The 21,406-nt window shown below is 38.3% G+C and carries 18 protein-coding genes, 1 pseudogene and 2 riboswitches; of the genes and pseudogenes, 6 read left to right on the top strand and 13 right to left on the bottom strand.

Translation table 11 applies throughout. The features are described 5' to 3' along the window. Nucleotides 1-138 precede the first annotated feature (138 nt). Together splB and PI85_RS06805 are read right to left on the bottom strand one after the other, a co-directional pair. Entirely contained in the window at nucleotides 139-1,167 is a 1,029-nt protein-coding gene (gene splB / locus PI85_RS06810) for a spore photoproduct lyase (protein ID WP_012293725.1), read from the bottom strand. Nucleotides 1,168-1,179: 12 nt separating this feature from the next. Further along, on the bottom strand, nucleotides 1,180-1,404 hold the full coding sequence (locus tag PI85_RS06805; protein ID WP_012293724.1) for a transcriptional regulator SplA domain-containing protein: 225 nt from the start codon (nucleotides 1,402-1,404) through the stop codon (nucleotides 1,180-1,182). Between the two features lie 177 nt (nucleotides 1,405-1,581). On the opposite strand from PI85_RS06805, the gene PI85_RS06800 reads away from it, so the two are divergent. From PI85_RS06800 to PI85_RS06790, 3 genes are all read left to right on the top strand, one after another. Then, entirely contained in the window at nucleotides 1,582-2,970 is a 1,389-nt protein-coding gene (locus PI85_RS06800) for a TldD/PmbA family protein (RefSeq protein WP_008176557.1), read from the top strand. A gap of 3 nt (nucleotides 2,971-2,973) precedes the next feature. Next, nucleotides 2,974-4,317, top strand: coding sequence for a TldD/PmbA family protein (locus PI85_RS06795; RefSeq protein WP_036124684.1), 1,344 nt, complete (start codon nucleotides 2,974-2,976; stop codon nucleotides 4,315-4,317). Nucleotides 4,318-4,603: 286 nt separating this feature from the next. Continuing rightward, on the top strand, nucleotides 4,604-7,702 hold the full coding sequence (locus PI85_RS06790; protein ID WP_036124683.1) for a copper amine oxidase N-terminal domain-containing protein: 3,099 nt from the start codon (nucleotides 4,604-4,606) through the stop codon (nucleotides 7,700-7,702). A gap of 84 nt (nucleotides 7,703-7,786) precedes the next feature. Here the strand turns inward: PI85_RS06790 and PI85_RS06785 are convergent, their stop codons facing one another. The 5 genes from PI85_RS06785 to PI85_RS06765 form a co-directional block, all read right to left on the bottom strand. Next, on the bottom strand, nucleotides 7,787-8,296 hold the full coding sequence (locus tag PI85_RS06785; protein ID WP_283248353.1) for a QueT transporter family protein: 510 nt from the start codon (nucleotides 8,294-8,296) through the stop codon (nucleotides 7,787-7,789). 149 nt (nucleotides 8,297-8,445) lie between these two features. Further along, on the bottom strand, nucleotides 8,446-9,201 hold the full coding sequence (locus tag PI85_RS06780; RefSeq protein WP_036124681.1) for a 3-oxoacyl-ACP reductase: 756 nt from the start codon (nucleotides 9,199-9,201) through the stop codon (nucleotides 8,446-8,448). A 56-nt stretch (nucleotides 9,202-9,257) separates the two neighbouring features. After that, nucleotides 9,258-9,479, bottom strand: a complete 222-nt coding sequence (locus tag PI85_RS06775) for a DUF2829 domain-containing protein (RefSeq protein ID WP_036124679.1) — start codon at nucleotides 9,477-9,479, stop codon at nucleotides 9,258-9,260. Between the two features lie 70 nt (nucleotides 9,480-9,549). Further along, nucleotides 9,550-10,395, bottom strand: a complete 846-nt coding sequence (locus PI85_RS06770) for a GNAT family N-acetyltransferase (protein WP_036124677.1) — start codon at nucleotides 10,393-10,395, stop codon at nucleotides 9,550-9,552. 13 nt (nucleotides 10,396-10,408) lie between these two features. Further along, the gene (locus PI85_RS06765) at nucleotides 10,409-10,957 is read right to left on the bottom strand and encodes a histidine phosphatase family protein (protein WP_036124675.1); all 549 of its coding nucleotides are present in this window, start codon (nucleotides 10,955-10,957) and stop codon (nucleotides 10,409-10,411) included. Nucleotides 10,958-11,423: 466 nt separating this feature from the next. On the opposite strand from PI85_RS06765, the gene PI85_RS06760 reads away from it, so the two are divergent. Beyond that, the gene (locus tag PI85_RS06760; RefSeq protein WP_036124672.1) at nucleotides 11,424-12,731 is read left to right on the top strand and encodes a GHKL domain-containing protein; all 1,308 of its coding nucleotides are present in this window, start codon (nucleotides 11,424-11,426) and stop codon (nucleotides 12,729-12,731) included. A 230-nt stretch (nucleotides 12,732-12,961) separates the two neighbouring features. Here PI85_RS06760 and PI85_RS06755 read toward each other — a convergent pair whose 3' ends face one another. From PI85_RS06755 to PI85_RS24615, 6 genes and pseudogenes are all read right to left on the bottom strand, one after another. Next, the gene (locus tag PI85_RS06755; RefSeq protein WP_036124671.1) at nucleotides 12,962-14,425 is read right to left on the bottom strand and encodes a spore germination protein; all 1,464 of its coding nucleotides are present in this window, start codon (nucleotides 14,423-14,425) and stop codon (nucleotides 12,962-12,964) included. Nucleotides 14,426-14,575: 150 nt separating this feature from the next. Next, the gene (ribE, locus tag PI85_RS06750) at nucleotides 14,576-15,043 is read right to left on the bottom strand and encodes a 6,7-dimethyl-8-ribityllumazine synthase (protein ID WP_008176574.1); all 468 of its coding nucleotides are present in this window, start codon (nucleotides 15,041-15,043) and stop codon (nucleotides 14,576-14,578) included. 45 nt (nucleotides 15,044-15,088) lie between these two features. Next, a pseudogene (gene ribB, locus PI85_RS06745) lies at nucleotides 15,089-15,679 on the bottom strand (3,4-dihydroxy-2-butanone-4-phosphate synthase); the annotation flags it as partial. Between the two features lie 27 nt (nucleotides 15,680-15,706). Beyond that, complete coding sequence (ribE, locus tag PI85_RS06740) at nucleotides 15,707-16,345, bottom strand: riboflavin synthase (protein WP_036124670.1); 639 nt, start codon at nucleotides 16,343-16,345, stop codon at nucleotides 15,707-15,709. Between the two features lie 206 nt (nucleotides 16,346-16,551). Further along, nucleotides 16,552-16,677: riboswitch (FMN riboswitch) on the bottom strand. 118 nt (nucleotides 16,678-16,795) lie between these two features. Continuing rightward, nucleotides 16,796-16,921, bottom strand: a riboswitch (FMN riboswitch). A 112-nt stretch (nucleotides 16,922-17,033) separates the two neighbouring features. After that, entirely contained in the window at nucleotides 17,034-18,659 is a 1,626-nt protein-coding gene (locus tag PI85_RS06735) for an ABC-F family ATP-binding cassette domain-containing protein (RefSeq protein ID WP_036124669.1), read from the bottom strand. A 241-nt stretch (nucleotides 18,660-18,900) separates the two neighbouring features. Next, nucleotides 18,901-19,062, bottom strand: coding sequence for a hypothetical protein (locus PI85_RS24615; RefSeq protein WP_008176578.1), 162 nt, complete (start codon nucleotides 19,060-19,062; stop codon nucleotides 18,901-18,903). A gap of 205 nt (nucleotides 19,063-19,267) precedes the next feature. On the opposite strand from PI85_RS24615, the gene PI85_RS06730 reads away from it, so the two are divergent. After that, a complete protein-coding gene (locus tag PI85_RS06730; RefSeq protein WP_039391453.1) occupies nucleotides 19,268-20,392 on the top strand; it encodes a YibE/F family protein in 1,125 nt (374 codons plus the stop codon). Next, nucleotides 20,389-21,156, top strand: coding sequence for a YibE/F family protein (locus PI85_RS06725; protein WP_036124666.1), 768 nt, complete (start codon nucleotides 20,389-20,391; stop codon nucleotides 21,154-21,156). The genes PI85_RS06730 and PI85_RS06725 overlap by 4 nt, the downstream gene beginning before the upstream one ends. Nucleotides 21,157-21,406: the final 250 nt, after the last annotated feature.

Genomic DNA, 21,406 nt, shown 5'->3' with positions numbered 1-21,406 from the left:
CTCTGTTAGCGTTACCATTGAAAGGGGGATTATACAATAGGAACAGTCACAAACAATACCATGAATTGAAGCGTCGTTTCATTGAACCATATGTAGCTTAAATAAAAATTTAGAGAGAACGACAAAGGCTCTCTCTCATTACGTAAAATATTCTAATTTTGCTTGTGGAAAGAACTTTTTCATATAGCCATATAAATGTTCTTTAATATCTTCTTCCTCATCTTTTTGATAAATGTATTTACCTATTCCATATTTCCCCCATTTATACCTTCTCACGGTTTCGTCAAGTTCTAGCTTTGTCATAGGATAATTTTTTTCAATCACACGCTTAGCTGGCTTCGTAAAGCGATGCTGGATAAATTCGAACGTAATATCCTCTCGCACATCCTTTGGTAATTCAGCATCTAGCCGCTCAAACATTTGATAATAGCCCTCCTGCCATCCATCATGCAGATAAATGGGGGCGACGATGAAACCGAGCGGATAGCCAGCCCTTGCCACTTTCCCAGCCGCCTCAATTCTTTTGGCTAATGGAGAAGTTCCTGGCTCAAAATGTTTAATAACATAATCCGCATTGACACTAAAACGGAATCTTGTCTTACCATTATGTTTAGCATCCAATAGGTGATCCACATGGTGGAACTTCGTCACAAATCGTAATTGACCTAACTCACTTTGTCCAAAATGCTCAATAGCACGTTTCAATGTATGTGTAAGATGGTCAATCCCTACAATATCGGACGTACAGGATGCCTCAAAACGTGTGATGTCAGGAGCTCGTTCAGCCATATAATGATCCGCCTGCTCCAATATTTCATCTACATTGACATACGTACGAATATAAGGTTTGCTCCCCATCGTTGTTTGTAAATAACAATAATGGCAATGGCCCATACAGCCAGTTGCAAATGGAATGGCATATTCAGCGGAGGGCTTGGATGTATCAAACTTTAACGTTTTCCGAATGCCCACCACCAAAGTAGATTTCGCTACGCGATACTTTTGAAAATCATTGTCTCCAGGGAGATTTCTTACTTGATTATGCGAAGTTGTATAACGTATTTCAATCCCCATTTGCTCAAATTTTTCTTTTAACTCCTGACCTAACGGATAGTGGAGCGCATCAGGCTCAAAATAGACGAGCTGAGGGATAAATGGCTTATTCATCGTAATCCTCCCTCAATGAAAATACTGGTGGTAGGCTTGCTCAGCCGCCATTTCACTTGAAAAAATTAACATGTCATTCGTTATCGGATAATAGGTTTCAAATAGAAATACAGCTAGCTCCTCTGGTTGCTCTGGATGATTGACCACCGCGGCTTCCTGTATATTCGCTACATCCTGAATATGAGGATTCCGATAAAAAATATAAACGATATCTCCGACATTATATGGTTGTTGCATCTTTTCACCTTCCTCTGTCTTTCTGTTAGTGTGGTGAAATGATTAGAGAAATATGTCATAAAAAAAATTTTTATGTAATATACATAAATTTATGTGACCCTATCTTCAAATCTAGGAAAATAGGATAATGCAGAATTTTTTAACTATTTGGTATAATCAAGAAAAGGAGGAAGATATATGATCAAACAATCCATTATTGAAAATGTCCTTGAAGCCGCTCTAGCGACTGGTGGGGACTTTTCAGAAATTTTTATTGAAGATAAATATGTCAATGACTTCGTCTTACAAAGCGGCAAGATTGAACAAAGTATTACTGGGCGTGATTTTGGAATCGGCATCCGTATTTTTTCAGGACTTCAAAGCATTTATACGTATACCAATGATTTTTCTGAGGAAGGTTTACTTGCAGCGGCAGAACGTGCAGCCTTAGCCATCAAAGGTGGTGGATCGGGTACCATTCACCCTCTTCATAAAGAGATCATCACGCCTATTCATCAAATTCTTCACATGCCTCATACAGTGGAGCATGCAAGAAAAACAGCTGTTATGCGACAAGCAGATTCGATTGCCAGACAATATGACCCCCGAATTCACCAGGTAAAAGTTCGATATTTCGATGAACAACAAAATGTACTAATTGCAAATTCAGAAGGTAAATTTGTTGAGGATACTCGTGTTCACAGTAGACTTAGTATGCAAGCCACAGCTACAGAGGGTACTGAGGTACAAACGGGCTTCTATGGCCCAGGTGCACATGCAGGCTTTGAATTTATTGAAAAGCTAGACCTAAACCATTATGCAGGTGAAGCTGCACGTATCGCAGTCACAATGCTTCATGCAGATGAATGTCCAAGCGGTAAATTCCCCGTCATTATTGATAATGAATTCGGTGGCGTCATTTTCCATGAGGCTTGTGGACATGGCTTAGAAGCAACTGCTGTTGCCAAAAATAATTCCGTATTTGCCAATCGTATCGGTGAAAGAGTCGCTCCTGAAATTGTTACATATATTGATGATGGTACACTTCCAAACGAGTGGGGCTCATTAAATATTGATGACGAGGGAGAAAAAACTAGAAAAAACATTTTAATTGAAAATGGTATTTTAAAGGGTTACTTAATTGATAAATTTAATGCTCGCCGTATGGATGCACAGCCAACAGGCTCTTCTCGTCGACAATCCTATCGATTTAACCCTACATCACGTATGACCAATACGTATATCGCCCCAGGCTCATCTACGCCAGCCGATATTATCGCATCGACAGAGTATGGTATTTACGCAAAGTATATGGGAGGTGGACAAGTTTCCCCTTCTACTGGCGATTATAATTTTGCGGTAATGGAGGCCTATATCGTCAAAGATGGAAAAATCGAACGCCCTGTACGTGGCGCTACACTCATTGGCAATGGCGCAAAAACATTGCAGCTTGTTGATCGAGTAGGTAATAATCTCGCACATGGAGCAGGTATGTGTGGTTCTCTAAGTGGTAGTCTTCCTGTCAATGTAGGTCAGCCAATGATTCGCGTAAGTGAAATAACAGTTGGTGGAACGAAGGGGGAATAATGGATGAATATTGCTAAATACCAGGAAAAACTATTAGATCAGGCACATGAAGCTGGTTTTATAGAAGCTGAGGTTTATTATGAACAAAATAAATCAATCAAATGCATGCTTTACAAGGGCGAGATTGATAGCTACGAAACGTCTGAGGACGGAGGTCTAAGCCTACGAGGACTTTACAACGGTAAAATGGGCTATTCCTATACGGAAAAGCTAGACGATGATTCAATTCCCTTTTTAATTAATAGCGCTAAAGCCAATGCAATCATACTTGATGAGGATGAGGGCATAGCTATTTATGATGGCAGCTCCGAATACCCATCTTATGACTATTACAATGAAAAATTAGAAACGATCGGAATTTCAGAAAAAATAGAGCTTCTTCGTTCCATCGAGGAAAAGATTCGTGCATACGATTCACGCATTATTACTCTTGATTATTGTTTCATGGAAGAATTTACGGCTGAACGATCATTAGTGAATAGTAAAAATCTTGCCTTATCCCATAAGGAGAACGGCTTCGTGATTTTCCTCTCCACAGTTGTAAAAGAGGGCGAAGAAATGAAAACAGGCAGTTATTTGAAAATGACACGTGATTTTCATTCTCTACAGGCGGATGCTATTGCAAAGGAAGCAGCTGAGGAAGCTCTTGCGAATTTAGGTGAAAAATCGATTCCAGGTGGTAAATATCCAATCATTCTTCGCTCTGATGCATCAGCCTCCTTATTAGAAACGTTTATGCCGATACTGTCCGCTGAAAATGCTCAAAAAGATCAATCTCTATTAAAAGGAAAAGTTGGGCAAAAAGTGGCATCAGAAGCCGTTACATTGCTGAGCACTCCATTCCATCCTGCCGCATTGTCTGGAGCAAGCTTTGATGGTGAGGGTGTAGCAACTAAAGAGCAGGAAATCATTTTAGAGGGTACACTCCAAACACTTCTGCATAATAGAAAAACGGCTAAAAAAGATAACTGCGAAACAACTGGGCATGCCCATAAACATTCCTATAAGGGAGCGTTAACGATTGCGCCTCAAAATTTATATATTTCAACTGGTGAGAAAACGCTAGATGGGTTAATTCACTCAGTTAGTAATGGTGTATTGATTACTGAATTATCTGGGCTTCACTCTGGTACGAATACGGTTTCAGGTGATTTTTCAGTTGCTGCAAAAGGATTTCATATTAAAAATGGTAAAATTGCCTCCCCTGTTAAGCAAATGACCATAGCTGGTAATTTTTTCGAGGTCCTACATGATATTAAAGAAACTAGCTCTGAGCTTTACTTCCTGCCACAAGGATATGGCTCCTCATCTCTGCTTGTAAAGGAACTATCAGTAACAGTGGAATAATACCAAAAAGTAAGCCATTCTAATTTCTCGGCAATTCTTTTATCTATAGTCACCAACCTCTCATTCGGTGGAAGTGACTATGGGTAAGAGGGTTGCCTTCTTTATTTTATAAAGATCAGTGTGATCCTCTATTTTAGTCGATCCACCTCCCTAGGAAATACCGCTACACAGTCACTAATGGTTAAATTTTCTTTTAGAGGTAAAATGGTGAAACTTTTAGACCTTTGATACGTTAAATTAGTTGTCATGCTGCGTCAGTCATATGGCATGAAGAAGGGTGGAATTTATGAAAAAAATATGGACTTTATTTTTCGCAGCAATGCTTATTGTACCGCTATTGCTGCAACCGGCAACCGCACAAGCGGCAAAAGCCATCACAATTACTGTGGACGGGGTTCAATTAAAGACCGATCAGCCGCCAGCAATGATTCAAGGGCGGGTTATGCTACCACTTAGAGCAATCTTTGAGGCATTGGGTGCCAGTGTAAATTGGGATTCAAGGAGTCAAACGGTAACAGGTTATAAAGGAGATACAACAGTAGTTCTCAAGATGAAATCGAAGGTAGCTACTATTAATGGCCAGTCCGTTACACTTGATGTACCAGCACAAATTTTAAGAGGCAGAACAATGGTACCAGTCCGCTTCGTAAGTGAAGCGCTTGGTCAGGAAGTTGACTGGAACGCAAGAAATCAGACCGTAACGATTATATCTGATGACACACCAAGCAATATTAGTATTTCTCCTGCGAGCAATGTATCGGTTCGCGATGTCAATGATCAGGGAGATGGGCGTGACATGGAGGTTAGCTTTTCCAGATCATCTACAGAATCATACGTCGATCATTATCGGGTAATGGTGTTGAAGGCTTCAAAGAGCTTTAATTTGGCATCTGCCTTGAAAGTCTCTCCTTCTAATTATTCAGTAGTGTCTACATCAGGTTCGAACCGTGCTATTACTTTAACGCAGAATTCAAGAGATGTGGACGGAGACTATATTAGAAATGATCAGCCATATGTGGTTCGTATCCTTGCTGTTGGGAAAGGTTCTTATTCTAGCGTTTTATCGAGTTCTTCTGCAAAAATTACCTTAACCAATTTGTCGTCTGTTACAGAGGTAACAAATGTGAAAATGTATGATATAAACGATTTTGGCGATGGGCGCGATATCTCCGTTAGCTTCACTCGTCCGCAAAATGATAACAATATTACTAATTATCGTGTGTTTATCGTAAAAACTAGGGATGCTAACAATTTTAATCTGACTACTGCGAATAATTTATCAAGCAGCTACTATACAACTGTGAATAAATCGGGCAGTAACGGCAGTATTTTGACAGGGACTTTGTCCTCCACTGCACGTGATACTGCCGGTGATCTCATAAAAAACAACGTACCTTATACAGCGGTCGTTCTATCTGTAAGTAATACGAATTCATTAGGAAATAAGCTGTCAACTGGATCGTCATCAGTAACACTTAGTCAAAATACAATGTCTACACCGATTATTACACAAGTGAATGACGTTAATGACTTTGGGGATGGGCGAGATTTGAGAGTGAGCTTCAATAAAGTGTCCGATGAATCTACTATCAACGCTTACCGAATTTTTGTAGTAAGAGCTAACAACTATTCGAACTTTACATTGACGAAGGCGAACAGCTTATCTAGCACTTATTACACACAAGTAAATAAAACAGGCTACAATATTACTCAGGTGCTCTCTTCAGGGGCAAGAGATACTGACGGATATCCCATTCAAAATGGAGTTAGCTATCGTGTGTTCGTTATGGCCGTAGCAAATAACTCAGCGAATAATATGCTGTCTTCAGTCTCCAATACGATTACGCTATTTAGCAGCAATGCAGGTGCAGTATCGAACCTATATGCTAGCGATGTAAGTGATTATGGCAATGGACGTGACCTCTTTGTCTCTTTCAATAAAGCTGTAGACGAGTCAATCATTAGTCACTATCGGATTCTAGTTGTACCAACAGCATATTACAATAGCTTCAGTCTGACGGAAGCAAATAATGTATCCAGCAGCAATTACACGACTGTATACAAATCTGGAAAATCTACGTATGAGCAAACGTTGGCTGAAAATACTCGGGATGTGCGCGGTAATACGATCAAGGAAGGTACTAGCTACCGTATCTATGTTTTAACTGTCGCGAATGGCATAGGAAGCAATGCACTTTCTGCGCCGACGTCTACGATGACATTAAATAAGAACTTTAATGTGCAAGCTGTAACCAATCTAAATGTCACAGATATAGACGATAATGGTGATGGCCGTGATGTGCAAGTAACATTTACGAAGCCCTCTAATGAATCAAATGTCAACCATTATCGAATTCTAATCGTACCGACAGCGTATTACAGCAGCTTTAATCTTTCACAAGCCAATAGTAGCAATTATTACATCACAGAGAGCAAAGGTGGGAATACCGCTACAACTAGAACGTTGGATGGGATTAGGGATGTGCGTGGTAATTATATTACGGAAGGAACTAGCTACCGCGTCTATGTACTGACTGTTTCCAATGGGAATTCTCCAAATACCTATGCACTATCCTCCGCTTCGCCTGTAATAACACTTAGTAAAAGTAAAGCTGTTCAGGCGGTAAGTAATGTTACTGCAAGCGATATTGGTGATTTTGGAGATGGTCGAGATTTACAAATATCATTCTCGAAGCCTTCTGATGAATCGAATATAGGTAGTTACCGCATTCTTGTCGTACCCGCATCAAAAGCAAATGGCTTTGATGTGAACGCAGCTAGTAAAGTCGCTAATTTTACAGATATAAATAAAGGTCAATCTAGTATGAGTTTGGCAACTGATAGTAAAGATATAGATGGAAGAATTATCAAGAATGGTGAAGAGTATCGTGTGTATGTCTTGTCCGTAGGTAATGGAACTGCCAAGGCCATGTATACCTTATCCTACCCATCTTCTTCTATTACTTTAGTGGATCACTCTGCACCTGTAACGATGGAGAATGTGCAACTGAGTTTTACTGAGGGTCCTAATAAATATTCCGATATTACAATTAGCTTCAAGGTCAATAACGGACAAAATGTAACGGAATATAGAGTGTTTATGCTACCTAAAAATCAAGCAGATAGCTTCAAAGATAGTGATGCCATTAACAATAATAATAGTACTAGAATTTATCAGAATGGTCTCCCCAATGTAAGTCAAAGTCTAAATATAGATTTGGATGCATTTGGAAAACCACTCACAGCATCCACAGAATATGTGGCTAAGGTTTTAGCGGTGGGCAAAGGAAATTATCTATCAAATACGTCCAATGCAGTGATGCTTCTGGCAAAGCCTGATAATACTAGTGGTGAGGCGTCCAAAGACGCTCAAGTTAACCAATAGGATAAATAGAAGGGACTCCCAATGGTGCTTTATTGACCAATGGGAGTCCCTTCTTGCTGTATGGATCACGCTATAATCATTCAATTATTTAGACAAATCTATTTTTTTATTTAATAAGTAAATTGTCAGTCCACCAACAGTCATAGACAATAATTCTCCAATTCCCACTGTGAACCATGTAGCCCAAAAAGAAAGGTCATAAAGAATAGTTAATTGCCCAGCAACCGTAAACATAGATACAGCAAATATCAGGGCTGTCACTACCATTTTTCCAATATCATTAGCGATATGCTTTGTAAGACTTCTACAAAGTAATAAGACTAAGAAGGTGGCAATCCCACCAATCGGCACATCTACTATCCATGTGGGCGACATGAAATTTGCAAGTATGACGCCTAACGTCACTGCTACTACATAGCGCTTATTGTACAATGCCAGATAATTAAACATTTCTGACAATCGTAGTTGAACAGCGCCAAAGCTAATGACTGACAATAAAACTGTTACAGCAACATAGAGAGCTGCAACAAGAGCCGTCTTTGTCAACTCACTTACTGACATACGGCTTGAATCTTTTACAATCGAAGTATTCAATTTTATTCTCCTTTGTAAAATAGCTAATCGCTATTTTAGTAATAACTACGACCAAAGGAAGAGAGCTTAGCGCCCTATCTGAAGTGCCGTAGTGCAAGCAATTTTGCTTACTTGCGTATTATAGCAGAAGAATAACTGAATGAACAATGCTACTTGGTCAACCAGCCGCCGTCGATTGGTAAGACAGCGCCATGCATATAATCTGCTGCTGAGCTTGCTAAAAATAAGGTTAAATTGGCCACCTCCTGAGGTTGTGCCCAGCGTCCAGCTGGCGTTTCCTCTGCCACCCATTTCGCCATTTCCCCGTCGCCTTCAAAATCTGCCTGATTCATCGGCGTTTGTATGGCTCCAGGAGCAATTGCATTAGCCCGTATTCCCGCTCTACAGTAATCTAAATCTAGCTGCTTCGTGTAGCCAACAATAGCATGCTTAGAAGCTGTGTAGACCGCTCCTCCTCCACCTGCAACAAGTCCAGCAATTGAAGCCATATTGACAATCGTACCAGCTCCACGTGCAATCATATGAGACAAGATTCTATTGGTCACAAAAAACGTTCCTTTGACATTCGTGTTCATAATTTTATCCCACAGTGCTTCGTCTGTATCTAGCGTTTTGGCAAAGCCGTCTAAAATGCCTGCTGTATTACATAAAATATCAATTTGTGTAAATGAAGAAATAGCAGCTTCGTACGACTGTTCCACATCTTGTTGGCTACAAACACTTCCTACCATATAGGCAAAATGCTCTGGATATTGCTGCTGTAATTGGACTAACCCTCGTACCTCTATATCAAATCCAAATACATTCGCACCATTTTCTAAAAATGCAAGTGCTTGAGCATATCCAATGCCAGACGCTGCCCCCGTAATGAAAACAGTTTTATTTTTATATTCTTCAAACTTCATACCCTATCTCCTTACCAAAAGAAGCCACCTCACAATTGAGATGACTTCTCCTATTATTATTCAACGATAATCCAATCTTCTGCTAATAAATCACATACTGTAGGCGTGAACATTGTGTAGCCTTCTCCGCGTACATTAATTAAAAAATAAGGATTCAAAGTCTCACCATCGTGTTGGCTTTGACCAACTAGCTTCACATATAGTTCAGCACCGCCCCAGCCTTCACGAATACTTTTTTCTCCTGCTTTTAAGCGTGGTAATATTTCTTCAAACGTCATGTCCTTCATCCTCTATTCCCATTCATTATCGCATTAGTATACTGGATTTTCGTTAGGTTGACAACTATGGTTAGATTTGCTTTTTCATCTGTACCTGCTCTGTCGTCACCTTTAGTCCATTTGCCACTAAATAGCTCGTTGCTGGGTTGCTTGCTCGGAAATTAACAGCGGTTATATTCACCTTCTGAGCTGTCACACTGGCTAAGAAGTGCACTAGTAAATCGACATTATACTCTTCTAATACTTCCAATTGATACAGAATGACCCGCTCCACCTCACCCTGTTTCCTCCACACTGTTTTATATAACATATAGCCGAGCACATCATTTGCTTCATTATAGAAAACCCTAGCCTCTCCCTGCTTAACGCTATGCCAGCTACATTGCCAAGGGATAGCTTCCTGATAAAACGGCACATGAGGTAATTGCTCTGGGCGAATTATTTCAGTCCTAATAGCTGACGTATGTTCTACCTTCGCCTCATATTCCCCACTTAAAAACTGAAGATGATCGGTTATAACATAGCCATATCTTTCATACAAAGCAATTGCTACTGAGTTTTCCTTTATTGCTTCCAGTGTGGCGATTTCAACATTTTCTCGTTCATAGATAGCTAGAGTTTCCTCCATTAGTAATCGTGAAACGCCTTTCCCACGATAAGTAGGCGAAATACCCGTGCCTCCATTCCAAGCTATTTTCTTGCCATCTATGTGACGAAAGCCGTTCATGACAATACCAATGGGTTCATGATCGTCAAAAGCGACAATGGAGTGCTCAGCTGACAGTCCCTCCCCAACAAGCCGTTGTAAAAACATCTCTGCCGTCATATCAATGGGCACAAAATATCCTTCAAAGCCTTTGTTCCACGCCCGTAATACTTCCTCTAATGTACATTGTGCAACTGTTTTAATATTCATCGTTTCCCTCATCTCAAATGGAATCCAATTTTGCTAAATCTTCTAATGTCAGTTTCCCCAAAACTTCATATCCTTGACCTAAACCTTTAGGTTTTATAATAACCGTGCCCATATTCGAGATGACCCCTAGTCCCACATTTTTCGGAAAACTATGACCAATTATGACTCTATTGATTCCCTCTGGTGGTTTCATTTCCAGCATAGATTGAAAAGCCGTTAAAATTGAATTTTGTTGAACAGTCGAAAGATTTCCTCCTAACATAAAAATCTCAAACATAAAAGGGTCTATTTGTACCTGAACATTGGGAAAAGCCAACTGAGCTGTTTCAATCGTTCGACAAAAAGGACTTGCAGTGATAGGCGCAAGGATGGGAATTTGCCAATAACGCAACATTTGGCCATAATATACAGCCTCATGACGGCCTTGTTCGGATAAATTTCTTTGATACTGACAACTTTGAAATAGACCATTTACTTGATCTACACCAACTGTTGCAGTCCCATGTCTTGCATATAAAATAAGTCCTCCCTCTTTTAATAATTTCAGGAGATCCTTTTCCAATTCTTTCATCCCCTTCATTTTATCACTTTATTCTTTGTAATGTATGTCTTACAAATAGAAAAAAGCTCCCTATTTTTTCACATGGAAATAAAGGAACTGTCGATTTCTGCAGGAGTTGCCGCTCCTCATTTCTTTTAACTTTTATATAAAGTACTTTATCTACAAATATAAGGGAAAAGATTATATATGACTGGCACCCACTCATTTTTTATGTGACCTTTGTTTTAGAAACTTTTTGAATTTTCCATGAGGATAGGAAATGAGACTTAAAATATACTGTTTCACCTTTTTAGTTTACTTTCTTGTAAAGGATTATTAAACTAGTGTTTACGGTGTGTAATTTTAAAGTCATATTGATTTTGTGTTTTAATTTATGTAGGATAAACAAGCATTGTTTGGTTTACAAACAAAAAATAGAGTTAATTAATATTCTAGAATATTAATAGATGAGGAAGTCCCGAGTAATATGAAAAATCGAAAAATAAAGCTTATATTAATTCTATCCACCATTTTATTATGTTTGTTTACAAGTTTAAACATCATTACATCCTATGTAAAAATTAAAAAGACCGTTGAAGAATCGATTGCTAATCAAAGTCTAGAGGCTGCTAATTCCATTGCTGCTTCCATCGATACAATTGCTTATCAGCAATTTTTGAATAATCCGCAAAAGAATGATTATTATTGGGAAGTAAGAAGTTACTTAAATGATGCAAGGATAAAGCTAGGTGCATTATTTGTTTATACATTGCAGGTGGATAATCCAAAGGTATCAAAAGCAATGGTGATGGGTCTGCCAAGTGAACTAAAAAAAGGATTTGAAATAGGTGAGGTTTGTACTGTTCCAGCTAAACAAGTAGAAAAAGCCTATCATGGTGAAACCTATGTCACAGAAGTAATCCATGATTCAGTCCATGGTTCTTATTTATCTGTTGGTGCGCCAATTAAAGATGATACAGGCCAAATAATCGGTTACCTGGGCATTGATATAAGTGCAGATACATTGAATGGTATTAAAGGCAAAGTGATTGAAGATAACCTATTTATTTTTATTTTCAACGGTGTATTTATTTTAATTGTTGCTGGTTCTTTTTTATTTTTACAAAGATGGTACCAAAAAGAGGTAGCGAAGGAAGTAGGCGCCACAGAAGACACTTACCAAGCAGAGATCAAAACGTTGATTACTTCGGTGTCATCGTTACGTCATGATTTCACGAACCATATCCAAGTTTTACATGGCCTTTTACAATTAGAAAAAACCGATCAAGCAAAGCAATATTTAGCATCACTGTCTAAAGAAGTACAAGCGATTAAATCATTAAAATTAAATATTGACCATCCAGGTTTATCCATATTATTACAAACGAAAAAGCTAACAGCACAGAATCATAATATTGATATGGATTTCACCATCTCTCAGGGCGATTTTAATAAAATTAAAACGACCGATTTAATCAAGATTCTATCGAACTTAATTGACAATGCGATTGATGCTGCGAATGAATTGCCTGAGGGGCAACGTAAAATTATGATTTGTTGTCAAGCTGATGAAGGACAATATGAATTTAAAATTACGAATACAGGACCGAATATTGTAGACGCAAACCAAATCTTTAAACAAGGATTCTCTACGAAGAAGCATGAAAATGGGAAAATTCGAGGACAAGGACTATTTATTGTGAAAGAAATCGTCCATAAATATCATGGAGATATTTCGATTGAATCATCGAAACATCTTGAAACGACTGCCATCGTCCATATTCCCTTCAAATAGCTACAAAATGTAGAGAGCTTTAGACAAAAACCATTGAGAAGATAATGACTCTCAATGGTTTTTGTTATTCTTTCTCTTTCATATGCGGAGAAATAGACGTTCAGCACTACAGAGTTCTTAAAAGTGGATTGGAACTAGCTCATCACCCCGTAGTGGCATTAATTATAAAAAAAGACTATAGGCAAACTCCAATTTTTTGAGCTTGTCTATAGTCTGATGTCAGGTAACGCTCATACACCCTTATCTTTTTTTGATTTATTATTTGCCGTTCGTGTCTGGTCCTGTGGTTTTAGGAAGGACGGTCTTAGACTATAACCTTTCGGTGATAAACGCAGTAAGGATTTTCCAATATTACCCTGTTCAAAATCTGCACTAAAATTAATATAGGGCACACCGAGTACACGCATATTTGCTGCATAGATAATAATGAAAAAGACCGAAATAAAAAATCCAAAAAGACCGAAAAAGGCTGAAAATAAAATGATAATTAATCGAAAAATACTCATTGCTGTTACAAAGGCTTGATTGACCAATGTAAATGCAGCAATGCTTGAAATCGCAATGATTACAATCATCGAAGGGCTTGTCACGCCAGCCTTAATGGCAGCATCTCCAATTATTAACCCTCCAACAACACTGATCGAGCCACTGATGGCACTTGGCAAGCGTAAGTTGGCCTCACGGAACATTTCAAACATAAATAGCATCATCATGATTTCAAGTATCGTCGGGAACGGTAATCCCGTTCTTGATTCAACCACTGTCGCAAGTAAAAGATAGGGGAGCTGCTCTTGATGATAGGTTGTTACGGCTAGCCAAAAACCAGGAAGTAACATACTGATCAGTATCCCAAATATTCGGAGCACCCGTTCCATTGAACTGACAATGATTGGATATTCATTGTCCTCAGATGTTTTAAAGAGCAGCATAATATTGGCAGGAATAATCATGGCATAGGAAACGCCATCGATCATTATTAGTATTCTCCCTCTCATTAATGCTTGAAGAGCAAAATCGGGTCTTCCCGTATAATCATGTCTAGGGAGAACTTTAGCCGTCTGTTCAATTGCCTCCATCAGTAAATCACCATTGACGACAATATCTGTATCAATTTTTTGTAATTGTAATCGGATTTGTTCTAACATATTTAAATTCACAATGTCTTCCATATATAGTACGGCTACCGTTGTTTTAGAGCGTTGACCGATTTCTAATGTTTCTACACTAAATGAATTCGTAGGTAAACGTTTTCGTAATAAAGCTATATTAATAAATACATCTTCAATAAAATCATCTCTTGGTCCTTTTACAACTAACTCAAGCGTTGTTTCCCCCGGCTCACGATTAGGTCTATTTGAAATATCACTGGAATAAATCAAATGATCTTCCTCAAAATATAATAAGACATGGCCTTTGTAGACTCTTGTAATCATATCTTCTTTCTTAGTGACCTTTTGTAAATAGGGCACATGAAGATGCTGTTCGATAAGCTCCTCTAACGTTTCATCAGAACCACAGTTAAATAAGGATTGAACACGTTCGACCACAACCGTTTGAAGGAGTTCTTCGTCTATCATAGCATCACAGGTTATCATATGGACTGTATGTTGCTGAAATTTATACTGTTGGAATATTATATCAGCAGAGCGTTGAAATAGTGATTTCAACATTTTCAAATTCATCATTTGTTCCATTGAAATACTTCTCATCTCCTACTGAGCCTGCTCGAATTTAGTACATTTATGAAAACTACGACATGTAATAAATATACTTAGGCATATTTTTCCCATGGACATAAAAATTATTCAAGAAACAAATACTGTGATAACCTATTTAGGATGCTCTTAACCAATCATTTTTTGTAGATTAGCCATCTCAATTGCCGATATCGCGGAATCATAGCCTTTATTACCTGATTTTGTTCCCGCACGCTCAATCGCCTGTTCAATATTTTCTGTTGTAACAATACCGAAAATAACTGGTACATTGGTCGTTAAGGATACATTCGCAATACCTTTTGCCGACTCATTACACACATAGTCATAATGTGTTGTAGAACCACGAATAACAGTCCCTAAACCAATAATGGCATCATATTTCTTTGTCTCTGCTAATTGTTTCGCAATAAAAGGCACTTCAAAAGCTCCTGGCACCCATGCAACATCAATGGATGCTTCATCTACACCGTGTCTTTTTAATCCATCCATTGCACCATCTAATAATTTGCTTGTAATAAACTCATTGAATCGACCTACGACTACCGCAATTTTTAAATCCGTCCCAATTAATTGTGCTTCAAATGTTTGACCCATTTTTTTATATCTCCCTCGTTATTAGTTTGTTGTAAATGATTGACTACGATAAGCGGCTAACTCCTCAATGGAAATCATTTTTAATCCATGATGTGCTGCATACTTTGTCAACTCATCAAAGCGCATCATGTGACCATCATCTCCCATAATTTCACAAATCACTCCAGCAGGAATACTGTCACAAAGCTTGGCTAAATCAATGCTCGCCTCCGTATGGCCCCTTCGCTCTAAGACACCATTATCCTTTGCGATTAGTGGAAAAATGTGTCCTGGCCGACGAAAATCAGTTTTTTTTGCCTGAGACCCCAACATTTTTTGTATAGTGAATGCACGCTCAAAGGCACTAATTCCCGTTGTTGTGTCCATATGATCGATACTTACGGTAAAGGCTGTTTGATGGTTATCCGTATTATGCTGAACCATTGGGTGCAGATCTAACTGATGTGCTAGCTCCTGCGAAATCGGCGTACAAATTAGCCCTTTGCCATAAGTCGCCATAAAGTTGATCGTTTCCGGAGTAATAAATTCAGCAAGCGCTAGAAGATCCCCCTCATTTTCCCGATCCTCATCATCCACTACGACGATTACTTTCCCTTGCTTTAAATCCTCTATGGCATCTTCAATTGCATGTAGCACTATTTTTCATCTCCTCATTATGTGATTTTAAAAACCATGTCGTGCTAAATAATCTCTAGTAATCATTGACTTGCCTTGCCCATTTTTCATTTCGTTTAAAATATATTTACCGACTAAATCTGTTTCAACATTGACGAAAGCGCCCACTTTTTTCATACCTAAAATCGTTTCCTTGTAAGTATGAGGAATCAGTGAAATCGTGACCTGATTCGTTTCAACATGAAAAATTGTTAAGCTTGTGCCATCAATCGTTATGGAGCCCTTCGGAATACAGAAATTTGTTAGTTCCTCAGACAATTCGATATCAATATAAACCGCGTTGGCCATCGGACGTTTTCGTAAAATCTTCCCAACACCATCGACATGACCAGCAACAAAATGGCCCCCAAATCGCCCATTAGCAGACATCGCACGCTCCAAATTAACCGGATCCCCTATTGTTAGCTGATGTAAATTTGTAGCTTTGACGGTTTCAGGCATAACATCCATCGTAAGCTCTTGATCCGTAAAATGAGTCACCGTTAAACAAACACCATTGACCGCTATACTATCCCCTAATCCCACATCTTCAGCAATTTTAGATGATTGAACCGTAATTTTCATACTGTTCTTATCGCTTTGCAAGGCTTTAATAGTGCCAATATCCTCCACAATACCTGTAAACATTTATTTCACCTGCTTTCACACTGATCTTTCATAGCTTCTATCTGTGGTTTTTGAGTTTTTATCCGTCACTCTTACGTTTCTATCCGTCTCCCTTCTTAAAACTCATATAAAAAGAAAAACCCCTTTGACAAAGGGGTTTTGGGAGTATAAGACATCAATAAATAAGCCTATTTGGATATACATTTTTTCCATAGACTAGTATCTTATTTGTTCTTCTCCCATCCAGACTATCACTGTCGGTTTTGGATTTGCACCAAATCAGCTTGCGCTCACGGACTTTGAATTGCTTCATCACCGCCGATTGGGAATTTCACCCTACCCCGAAGAACATCTTCTATTCAATTGATTGGCTAAATAAAAAAACTCCCCAACATATTTGCGGGAAGTAGTGTCATAAATGCATAGTTAAATAGACCTTCTAAATTACATTGAATTTAAAAAGCTCGCACTTATACCCTTCTCCCATCCAGACTGTTACTGTCGGTTTTGGATTTGCACCAAATCAGCTTGCGCTCACGGACTTTGAATTGCTTCATCACCGCCGATTGGGAATTTCACCCTACCCCGAAGGATCATTTTATTTAGCTAGTTCTTACGATAACACTATTTAATTATATTATCTATACTTCTGTTTGTAATTTTTTTAAAAAGGGGCCACCTCTTGCTATAGAGGTGGCCCCTAAATCCTTTAATGGCTTATTTTTTGAACATAATCATCATAATTTCCCGAAAAGGCCGTCATCCCAGTTGGTGATAATTCAAGCAATTTATTGGCTAGCTTATTAAGAAAATAACGATCATGAGAAATGTATAATAAGGTGCCATCAAACTGCAATAGCGCCTCCTCCAATACTTCCTTACTAAATAAATCAAGATGATTGGTCGGCTCGTCCATTATAAGTACATTGGCTTTTTGCAAAATAAGCTTTGCTAACGCTACACGTGCTTTTTCCCCACCGCTAAGGGAGTCTATCTTTTTAAATACATCCTCTTTCGTAAATAAAAAATTACCGAGTACTGATCGTATTTTTGCCTCTTCCATTGAAGGGAAAGTACTCCAAACCTCTTGTAATACCATATTATTAGGATGTAATGTCTCTTGCTCTTGATCATAATAGCCGATTGTCACACCATTTCCCCATGTGATAACGCCACGGTCCGGAGACAATTCATGTAATAACGCCTTCAAAAGCGTTGATTTCCCCACACCATTTGGACCTACTAATGCGACCCGATCGCCTCTATCCAATGAAAACTCAATATCTTGCAATAATATTTTTTTGCTATCTTCTAGCTGATAGGAGAGCACTACATCTTTTACCTTCAACACTTCTTTATGAGATCTCTTATCTGTAGCAAATGTCATTTGTGCGTGTTTTAGATCCTTCTGAGGCTTTTCAAGACGATCTATTCGTTCAAGCTGCTTCCTTTTGTTCTTAGCGCTTTTCGAGGAAGTAGCCATCGTAATATTCCGCTCAATATAATCCTCCATTTTGGCGATTTGCTGCTGTTGCATCGTATATTTTTTTTCCATTAATTCGCGATTTTTCGCCTTGCTTTCCACATACTTAGAATAGTTACCGCTGTATGTTGTTCCATGGGTGCGTTCAATCTCATAAATTTTATTGACAAGGGCATCTAAAAAGTAACGATCGTGCGAAATAACAATAATAGCTCCCTGATAGCCACGTAAATAGCTTTCAAGCCAATTTAAAGTCGCAAAATCCAAATGGTTAGTTGGTTCATCTAACAGCAACAAGTCCGGCTGCTCTAGTAAAATTTTAGCAAGTGCCAGCCTAGTTTTCTGTCCACCACTTAATGATTCGATAAGTGTGTTTGTTGGGATGCTACCAAAGCCCATACCATTTAACATACTATTTATTTTTGCCTCAACATCATAGCCACCTTGCTGTGAAAACCAATCTGACTTGCTGGCATATTTCGTCATTACTTGTTCTAGCTTTTCATGGTCATTTATGCAGGAAGGCTCACCCATCTGCATTTCCAGCTCTCGGAGTTCCTTTTCAGCCTCTTGAAGCTCAGTAAATGCCCCAAGCATTTCAGTCCAAATCGTATGGTCTGGCTGCAACCCACTATCTTGTCGTAAATAGCCTAGTTTCATTCTCTTCCCTATAAAAATATCGCCTTCATCATAGGGAAGATCCCCTGTAATGATCTTTAGTAGCGTTGATTTCCCTGCCCCATTTACACCTATTAGTCCAATCCGATCGCCATGTTCTATTTTCATGGTTATCTTTGAAAGAATTGGTTCTCCCAAGTAGCTCTTACTAATTCCATTTAATTGAAGTATCATTTTTTCAATCTCCTTATTTATTTTATCCATTACTACTGAGCGAATTGCTCAAGAAATAAATGGACATATAAGGTTACACATCACTCTTCACTCCTTTCAAACACAAAAAAGGCGCCGTCATAAAACGGCACCTTACAAACATCCCTATGAGAAAAAGGGCATGTTAAATTTTATAATTAAACAAAAAAAGCGCCGTTACGAACCGGCGCCTAGCAATCTATACATCCCATTTAATTGGATGTCAATCAGTAAGAAATAAAGAAGGCAAAAAGCAACCGGAACCTGCATCGATATGAAATTTGCTTAAAAAAGGGCACACTTCTCCCTTAGCCAGCAAATCCCCACAAAGATTGTAAGATTTTACCTCTACTTCAGTTAAACCTTTCGCACAAACAGTTTCCATTACTTCGCCCTCCCTTCGTATTTATAGTATTAAATAATCTAACATATTTTTTCTAGAATACAAATGTCCTCCCGCTTTTTTTAGCATAAATGCCTTGGAATCTATCATTCCTATCGTTAAACTTGAGAATATATTGGAACTTACAATTCTTAAAATCGTTCCTGTACAAGTGACTATTCAGTCCACTAATTTGGAGGTCATTCCATTGCACTATTTAAAAAACATAACCTATAAACAACGTATTTTCTATGCCTTGTTATTACTTGGCTGTGCACTATCTATTTTTTTCGTTCATCATAATGAACAATTTTATGATAGACCTATTGCTGAAATTCTGAAAGTCAAAGTGACAGATTCTGAGCCAATAACAGATATGTATGAGAATGAAGATATGTTGTATACACAGCAAATTAAAGCCGTACTTAAAAATGGGCAGCACAAAGGACAAACGATTAATTTAACGAATGACTATTCTTCATCTGGTGCCTTTGATCAAGAATACCATGTCGGCAATGAAATCTTTGTCGCCATAGACGCACATTCAACACAATCAGAGTTAACGGGCACCATTCTCGATTTGAAACGAGATCAAACAATTATGATGATCGCTTGGATTTTTATCCTTGTGCTACTCTTCATTGGTAAGAGACAAGGTTTATTTGCCATTATTAGCTTAGTCGTAAATGCCTGCATTTTAACATTTGCATTAGACCTTTACGTAAAGCATGGCATCCTCAATTTATTATTTATAAGTGGGGTTTGTGTCCTATTATTTACCGTTATTTCCTTGTTACTGATTAGTGGTTTGAATACGAAAACATATGCAGCCATTATCTCTACACTTCTAGGGACAATGATAGCCCTCATAATTAGCACAGCTGTGATGTGGCTGACGGGGGAAAATGGTCTACGCTATGAGGAAATGCAATTTTTAACACGTCCCTACCGAACCGTCTTTATGGCTGGTTTATTTATTGGTTCACTTGGAGCTGTTATGGATGTTGCCATTACGATGTCCTCTTCTATTTTCGCCCTATACGAACAGGATTCTCGTATTTCTTTACAAGCTTTAAAAGCATCCGGTCATGAAATTGGAAAAGACATTATGGGCACCATTACAAGCATTTTATTTTTCGCGTATATTTGTGGCTCCATACCAATGGTCATACTCTATTTGAAAAATTCTTCAACATTAGGACTGACACTATCTTTGAATCTTTCATTAGAGCTAGCTCGTGCACTTGCAGGAGGCATTGGAGTCGTCCTCACCATACCGATTAGTCAATATACCGTTATTTTTTTCATTAATCGAAAGAGGGTGAAAGCATGAATGTCATCGTTGTATTGGCAGGCATTTTATGTTTCTTAATGGTGGTAGTCGGAGGAAAGCAAGGCTTACGCTCATTTCTATCTTTATTTTTAAATTTCGGCGTACTTTTTGTGACTATTTTCCTTATGACAAACCCTAAAAACAGCCCTATTGTCCTGACGTTTATTGCGTGCACTGTTATCAGTTGCATTAGTTTGTTTTATATTAATAAAACGAATAGTAAAACCATTACAGCGTTTATTTCTACAATGGTGACGATCGTTGTTTTATTACTTTTTATTACGTTAGTAACGAAAAAAACGATGATTCAAGGCTTTGGCGAAGAATCAACGGAGGAAATAAGTATTTTTTCTCTCTATATTGGTGTGAATTTCGTGCAGATAGGGGCATCGGTCATTATTATGAGTACGATTGGCGCCATAATGGATGTTGCCATTTCCATCGCGACTTCGATGCATGAAATTTTTTATCGTAATCCTTCTATTAGTAGAAAGTCACTGTTTACCTCTGGATTAAGTATTGGAAGAGACATTTTAGGAACCGATACAAATACTTTATTTTTTGCTTTCTTTGGTGGCTATTTAAGTTTATTAATATGGTTTAAGGATCTTTCTTATTCGATTGGTGAAATTGTCAATTCCAAAGTCTTTAGCGCAGAAATGATGACGATTTTTTGCGCTGGCATCGGCATTGCCCTCATTATTCCTATCGCTTCCTCCATCAATGCTTATTATTTAGTCAAAACACGAGAAAAAGTAGAATAACACTCGCATAGATTCCAGACCTATTACCTTAGCGTGATAGGTCTGGAAATACGTATCGCTCCCCTATTAATTTCGGTCCAATTACTATCATTATTTCATAGCTTTCAGCCAAACATATCATCCTTCGCTAGTATAAATGATACAAACTGTGTTACTCCTTTAGTATCAGAGATATAGCTAAACATTCCAAATATCCATTGATTTTTGTGACACCTTCTTTTGTTACATGATTTCCGTTGCAAACGCCGCA

Source organism: Lysinibacillus sp. A1 (assembly GCF_000801965.1).
Classification (GTDB): domain Bacteria; phylum Bacillota; class Bacilli; order Bacillales_A; family Planococcaceae; genus Lysinibacillus; species Lysinibacillus fusiformis.
Note: the sequence above shows the minus strand (reverse complement) of the source record. Positions and strands in the feature narration are given on the sequence as shown.